Source organism: Lentilactobacillus hilgardii DSM 20176 = ATCC 8290, assembly GCF_000159315.1.
Lineage (GTDB): Bacteria > Bacillota > Bacilli > Lactobacillales > Lactobacillaceae > Lentilactobacillus > Lentilactobacillus hilgardii.
Window position 1 is genome coordinate 762,144 of sequence record NZ_GG669992.1, and the last position, 6,035, is coordinate 768,178.

The window sequence follows — 6,035 nt, forward strand, 5'->3', positions numbered from 1 at the left end:
CTAAGCGGTTAAACCAAATTACAAAGGATATTATAAAGGCGTGGTTCAAGAGAAAATCTTGACCACGCTTAATTTATTGTACGGGGATTATAAGATCGAGTATATAGACAAAATTTCTGCCAACACAAGTGAATGGCAAAGGCGGATCCAAACGATAGTAACCAAGTGCCCGTATATAAGACAAGTGCCCCGATAAGCAGGTGATTAATAACCAGATTTTTGCCGAATACATACCAGAGTAGGTAAGACCAAAAAACATTCGATAAGAAGGCTTTATAGGCAAATTCGGCCAGAATATGAATGACTTTATTAATAGTTGAGTGATTATCAATTTGAAAGATTCCCAAGGTTGAAATCAAGCTGATGACAGACAAGTCATAAAGAATCATTGATGGTTTATAGTAGGGGGCATTCGTTAATTTAACGGGAAAGCCGAATTCGAATAATTCATGGTTGGTCCAGTAGAAGCTTCCTAGAAAAATAAGGCAAACGATTGGCCACCATGCTCGGAAAAACCTGTTAACTGTTTTTCGGTATTGCCATGCCAGAACACCTAACACACCATAGATAAAAAAACTTAAGAAGAGGCGATCCAGCAGGTACCAATTCATCATGTGCGGACCATGGAAAACTTCAGTGTCATAAAACGAGATCCAAAGCAGATAACCAGCGATTGATACAATAGCAGTAAGTGAGCCGCGACGTGAATTCGAACCGCACCAGCGGCCTATCAGCCACATTAACGGCATTAAAAGAATAAACTGCAGCATCATTGTGTTGTACCAAAGATGAGGAGCAGCATTACCGTTAATGAATTGCCAAATAAGCGAACTAATATTGTGATAATGATGTCCCTGTTGAAGTTCCGGCGTGATAAATAGATAAATGGTCGTCCATAGAATAGTCGGAATAAATAAACTGTGCCATTGTTGTTTTAAGTAATGTCTGTAAGTGATAGGAATTGCGATTGTTTTGCGGGCAGTCGTGTATAGGATGCCAAATATAAAGGCCGGTGCCGTAAACTTGATTAAGTTGTATGTCATACCAATACCAATTTGATTAGTTGCGGAAGGGATAGTCGTTAGAACAAACATAAGGATGGTTTGTAACATAACAGCCGTACACGCAAACAATTTTAGATAATCACCAATATCGGTAACTTGAGTCGTTTTTTCCATGGTTAAAGTCCTCGCTAAAAATGATGTTTGAATCTATTTTAGTAGTTAAGGGTAAGCAATGACAAGGTTGAATTAGCAATAAGCCAAAAAGAAAGGCCGGCATCTTTTATGCCAGTCTTTCTTTTGAAATAGATATTAAGTTGTTATTATGTGTTTAAAATTTTAATTGAATAATATGTTTAGTATTGAATGGTTAGTCATCAAGGTCAGTAACATGAACGCCACCGACATAATGCCACCATGGTGCTTTGACATTTTCAGTGATGACACCTCGGTTTTGAGCATCGATCATTTTTCCGTTGCCAACGTAAAGGCCAACGTGTGAAATTGAAACGGCACTGCCACCGAAGAATACCAAGTCACCCTTTTCAAGATTGCTGTAAGAAACTTTCTTTTCGGCATTGTATTGAGCTTGGGCAGTTCTTGGAATTGAAACGCCTGCACCCTTTTTATAAACGTAACTTGTAAATCCTGAACAATCAAATGATGAAGGACCAGTAGCACCCCATACATATGGCTTACCAAGATTTTGCTTTGCAACACTATAAAGTGTTGAATAAGATGGATCATCAGCTTTTGCAGCTTGAGCAGTTGTGAAACCTGCAGTTAATAATGTGAAGAATGCAACTAGAACTAAAACGATTTGTTTATGTACTTTCATAATTTTTAACAACTCCCTATCAATTTACAAATATAATCCTACCAATAATTTGTTGCAGGACTGTGACAAACAATTTTCAATGCAGTTAAGGAAAATGTCGTGATGAAATATTGTGTACAATCGGTTTCCCTTTGCAGCTGGAACTGTTACTCTGGCGGCAATCTAGTTATCCGGACAAATTAAAAACGTCTGAAATAATTCAGACGTTTTGAGGTAATCTAGTTAAATTCGAAGCAATTTACTGTAATTTTACTAAGTATTTCAAGCCTTGAGTCGAGTAATGTTACAATTTGTGAACAATATTTCGAGATCATTCAGCATTAATTTAGTTCAAATCACTATTTGTTTTTTAAAATATTCTTTTTGTTCGGCAATGTGACGGCCAGTTTCCCAAGAGAAGATACAATCATTGGCAGAACCAGATAAAAGACGCATGCTGTGTAGATGACAATTAAAGCAATTTCGATCATTGCCAGGGATGCGCCAAAAGTGAGTGCAATCGCCAATGCAACGACAACCAGCAAAATATAACGGACAATCTGTCCATAACTAGCCATTGTCGGGCGAATCCAATCAAGCAATGATAATTCCGTGTATCGATAGGATAACCCCAGCGCAATGATCTGCCAGGCACCAAAAGCAGCTAAAATAGTTGCGGTGATCACTGGGACTTGCCAGTCGAACTGTTTAACACTGGCGACAAAATGCATTGTTAAATAAGTTAGCTGGAATCCCGTTAAAGCTGACATGACAAATGCTACGGTCCAGTAAAGGGGCTGAAGAATAGCGCGACTCAGAATAAAGACAGCAAGCAGAATACCTAATATCAGAATGGCTAATAGTGACGCAAAGTGGTGAGTCATTTTGGATTGAATAATTGACTGAGTAACTGGTTCACCGGTCATTGCAACTGTTGTGTTAGAAAGGGACGTCCCCCTTAATTGAAGGTTGATCTGTTGCTTCAGTCGATTAACCTGGTGGATATTTGATTTACTGGAAGGTGCATTTTTGAAGACGACCTGTAACATTGTCATCTTCTTATTCTTACCAGCGTAGTTTAATAGTGTCTGTTGAAAATCGGTGTCAGCCAGTTGAGCCTTTGTAATGTAGTAGACATTGGCACCGCCGGACTTTTGAAGACCGTTCAGGTAGTCATAAATGCCATTGAGCTGGGAGGTCGAAGATGTGACTTGCTGATTAACCTTTTTGAGTTGCTGCTTAATCTGACTGATTTGTTGACTATAGGCTTGTAAATTATTGTAGCTGTTTTGTCCGTAATTTTGAATAACCTTTCCCTCGGTTGCCAGTTGGCTAATGCCAGAAGAGACAGATTGAAGGGATTGGTTTAACTGATTAATCTGCTGCTGATATTGACGGACACGCTTTGACGCACCCCGTTGAACCGAGACACTTGAATTGGCTGCGGCACTATTAACCTGCGAAGCCAAATTGCTGCTGTCTTGGACAATTTGGTTACTCTTGGAGACCATTGATGACAGTTGTTTAACCTGACGTTTCAATGAGTTTAGGTCAAGCTTGGAAGTGTTGGACTGGAGGCTGTCGGAAGCTTGGGATAATTGCCCCGTGGCTTCCTTGGAACTTAAACCGATTGATTCAAGCTGATTTGAAACATAATATTTATCAATTGGCATACCACCAGGTTGAGTTAATGAATAAACATTTTTAACACCCTGGGTATGTTGTAATTTAGTGGTCAGCTGATCAAGGCTTTGTAGGTTTTTTTCATTATTCAGAGGCTGTTTGGACTTTAGATAGACAGTAACAGGTGTTGGTTTTCCTTCATTAAAGTGTGCTTGAAGGACGTGAGCACCTTTAACGGCTTGATTAGTTTCCGTTAGATTGGTTATTGGGGAGAAATTCAAACTGTTATGATAAAAATAAATAAATGGCAAGGTAATGTATAGGACAATCAAAAAGCCGGCAATTGGCTGCCAAAGCGAAAATTCAGTGGCGGTTTTCCAATAATGGGACTTCATGGCAGCTTTTGGTGTACTAGACGGCCAAAAAATACTTTCTCCTAATGCAGCAGTAAATACGGCATTTAGTGTGGTTACTGCCAGAACCAAAACGGGATAGGTCACTGCGAGTGCCCACAATGACTGGATTTCATTAAAATTAATAAAGCCGCATAGAGCAAATAAAATTGTCAGGGTACCACCAACCATAATGATTGGAAAGCGTAACCCCTGAATTGTTTGTTTAGTGGCAGCCCTGGCTTCCCGCTGGACAGCCAGGACACTTTTAAGCTTACGATAGATATAGATATTCCAAATAGTTCCCAAAACCAATGTTGCAAGGCCAATTTCCAGGGGGACGTATTGTGAAAAAGCCCAATTGAAATGCTTTGCTAAATTCAGTGAAAGACTATAGGAAGTTACAAAAGACGTAAATAGAATGATAAATGAAATGACTGATGCAAGAACAGCACGAAAATAAATGCCAACAATCAAAATAGATGCAATAAACAGCGTGATGAGAATCAAATTTGTGATTTGAGCGGTTTTTTGATTATTAACGTCCCGAATAATTTCTGGACTGGTAACGTAGGATTTTAATCCGTTGACTTTTACTTGATTGGTTAATTCACTGGTTAAAATTCGTAAATCATTTTTAGCATCGATATCAAGTGAGATGACCTGGGTTGAACCGTCTTTTGAAAGCATTTGGGCTTGACCGGACACGTTTGTATCGGGTGTTACAATTCGTTTGATGCTGTAAAAAGATTGATGCTCTTTAAGTTTATCAGTGGTTGTTTGAATAGCGTTCTTTTGCTTGGCGGTTAATTTTCCGCCAGGGTTTTCGTAGACAATATTAATAGTGGCCGAATTTCCTAGCTGATAACCCCATTGATTACGAAGTTTAGCTGCCTGTTCAGGCTGTGATTTAGCACTAAAAGTTGGCTGGCTGTATGATTGTAAGGTGTTAGTTATGCTTGGAGCGGAAATGATTGCAATAAAGACAATTATCAGCCATACTAACAGCGTGAATACCCGATTCTTGTGTAGTTTAGAAATTGTAACTTTCATTTAACTGTCCCCTGTGTATGTACTCAAAAATATCTGGGATTAATTTCCCAGTTAATAAAATTTTACCATTTTATGACATGCGTTGCGATAGCAAATGGCAGACTGGGTACAATTTATACTAAATATATAACGAATAGGAGATTTTTTCGATGTGTACTAGCATTTTACAAATTGGCCAAATGGATGGGACACATGTCTTAGCCAGAACAATGGACTGGCCGCGATTGGGCGCTCGACCAATGTTTTGCCCGCGTCAATATCATTGGCATTCGGTTTTTGATGACCAGGAATATGTGACTAAATATGCGTTGCTTGGTTCCGGCGGCAGACACGATCGCCGAATTGATGCATCAGACGGGGTGAATGAGTTTGGGTTGGCCGTTCAAAAACTGACGTTTACAAATGGCAGTCAGTTGGTGGAAGAGCCAACCGAAGGTAGAATTCATTTAGCACCATTTGAACTTTCTTTTTACCTATTATCCAATTACAAATCTGTTCAAGATATAATTGATCATATAGATGAAATTGAGTTGATGGCCGACAAACATAGTTTGATGAAATACGGTCATAGTGAACTGCATTTCGCGGCTTGTGATCCAACTGGGCGGATTGTTGTGATTGAACCGGTCACACACCCGATTGAAGTTATTGAAAACCCGCTTGGTATACTGACAAACAGTAATCATTTTGACCGACAAATTAATAAATTGGAAAAGTATATGGACTTTACGGATGCTTTTAAAAGCCAAACTGTTCCTTTAAATGCACCACGGGTTACGACGGGAAATGTTTCCGGCAAATCAACACCACCCGGTTCATATACACCGGGCTCACGGTTTATAAGGGCGGCTTACTTAAAAGAGCGGATTGACTTACCCGAAAATGAAATTGAAGCTTTTGATAATTGTTGGCATTTGTTGGATTCTGTTAATGTGCCAAAGAGTTCGGCTCATCAGCCGACGTATTCTGTTTATCGGGCTGCGGTATGCTGCGAAAGTCGAAACTACTACTATCAGCCATACCACGCAAAATCGGTTATTAAAATTCAGCTGACTGACGATTTAATTCGTCAAACGGAGCCAATCTTCTTCCAGGTGGATGATCGAGTGGACTTTAGAGAAATAAGTGTGTGAGTCAAAGCGGTTAGCA

Annotated in this window: 4 protein-coding genes; 1 reads left to right on the top strand and 3 read right to left on the bottom strand. The window is 39.5% G+C overall.

The window, feature by feature from the left end; genetic code table 11:
- Positions 1-68 precede the first annotated feature (68 nt).
- The 3 genes from HMPREF0519_RS03420 to HMPREF0519_RS03430 form a co-directional block, all read right to left on the bottom strand.
- On the bottom strand, positions 69-1,178 hold the full coding sequence (locus tag HMPREF0519_RS03420; RefSeq protein WP_003634681.1) for an acyltransferase family protein: 1,110 nt from the start codon (positions 1,176-1,178) through the stop codon (positions 69-71).
- A 193-nt stretch (positions 1,179-1,371) separates the two neighbouring features.
- Complete coding sequence (locus HMPREF0519_RS03425) at positions 1,372-1,839, bottom strand: C40 family peptidase (protein WP_003634683.1); 468 nt, start codon at positions 1,837-1,839, stop codon at positions 1,372-1,374.
- Between the two features lie 338 nt (positions 1,840-2,177).
- Positions 2,178-4,886 carry an MMPL family transporter gene (locus tag HMPREF0519_RS03430; RefSeq protein WP_003634684.1) on the bottom strand — a complete coding sequence of 903 codons (2,709 nt, stop codon included), beginning with the start codon at positions 4,884-4,886 and terminating at the stop codon, positions 2,178-2,180.
- Between the two features lie 149 nt (positions 4,887-5,035).
- Between HMPREF0519_RS03430 and HMPREF0519_RS03435 the strand changes: the two genes are divergently transcribed.
- A complete protein-coding gene (locus HMPREF0519_RS03435; protein ID WP_003634686.1) occupies positions 5,036-6,019 on the top strand; it encodes a linear amide C-N hydrolase in 984 nt (327 codons plus the stop codon).
- Positions 6,020-6,035 lie beyond the last annotated feature (16 nt).

Coding starts and splice junctions, on each gene's coding strand:
- HMPREF0519_RS03435 (WP_003634686.1), top strand. CDS start 5,036: ATGTGTACTAGCATTTTACAAATTGGCCAAATGGATGGGACACATGTC.
- HMPREF0519_RS03425 (WP_003634683.1), bottom strand. CDS start 1,839: ATGAAAGTACATAAACAAATCGTTTTAGTTCTAGTTGCATTCTTCACA.
- HMPREF0519_RS03420 (WP_003634681.1), bottom strand. CDS start 1,178: ATGGAAAAAACGACTCAAGTTACCGATATTGGTGATTATCTAAAATTG.
- HMPREF0519_RS03430 (WP_003634684.1), bottom strand. CDS start 4,886: ATGAAAGTTACAATTTCTAAACTACACAAGAATCGGGTATTCACGCTG.